The 816-nt window shown below is 42.8% G+C and carries 1 protein-coding gene; it reads right to left on the bottom strand.

Translation table 11 applies throughout. The features are described from left to right. Positions 1-313: 313 nt before the first annotated feature. Positions 314-816, bottom strand: a 503-nt coding sequence (locus AB4323_RS24525) for a transposase (RefSeq protein WP_372153562.1), incomplete at its 5' end; no start/stop codon positions are given.

The following is an 816-nucleotide window of genomic DNA, read 5'->3' as shown; positions in this document are numbered from 1 at the left end:
TCCGCGATGAACCTTTTTTTTTGCACTCGATTAAATCTGTCTAACTATTCATCTATGATCTTACATAGCTTACGTTGATGTGAATAATCAAGTGTTGCCAAGAATCATGGTTTACATTCCAGATCTTAGGTTCAGGTATTAAATATTACGAAGTTAGATAAAATTTAATTCTCTTAATGTAAAACCGGCTTTGTTTCCTAATTGGATCTCAGATAGAAACGGCCAGTATGGGTGATTATTAGGCTATTTCTATCGTTTTAGGCATACCTAACCCCGGTGTTTTTCAAGGTAGTTGTCATCATTTGCTTACTTATTAAGCAGCTTCTCTTTCTGGATTTAGGTGAACGTCACCAACAGGCGCACAGTTCCTGATATCACCAGACCACCGCTCAGGCTTTCGCTGTTTTGCAGCGAGCAATACCTCTACACGACGCTTCAAGATCTCTTTATCTTTTCCATTGTGACGCTCTGAAGGCGTGACGTAATTTAGCTGACTGTGCTTGTGCTCGGTGTTGTACCAGCGTACGAAGGCTTCAACCCAACTTTGGCTACTATCGATTGTTTCAAAGCCTTTCGTTGGCCAGCTTGGCATGTACTTTACCGTGCGGAACAATGACTCAACATACGGGTTATCATCACTGACTCTTGGGCGACTATACGATGAAGTAATACCTAACTCTTCCATTTTGGCTTTGAACGTCAACGACTTCATCGGCGCACCATTATCGGAGTGAAGAACCAGAGCTTGATTGAAGCACTGCTCTCGCATCAACGTTCGTTGCAGAAGTTGTGACGCCAGCTCACCGCATTCATGCT

The sequence above is a fragment of the Vibrio sp. 10N.261.52.C11 genome (assembly GCF_041471405.1).
Lineage (GTDB): Bacteria > Pseudomonadota > Gammaproteobacteria > Enterobacterales > Vibrionaceae > Vibrio > Vibrio crassostreae_C.
The sequence above is the reverse complement of the archived record's forward strand: the minus strand, read 5'-3'. Positions and strand labels throughout refer to the sequence as shown.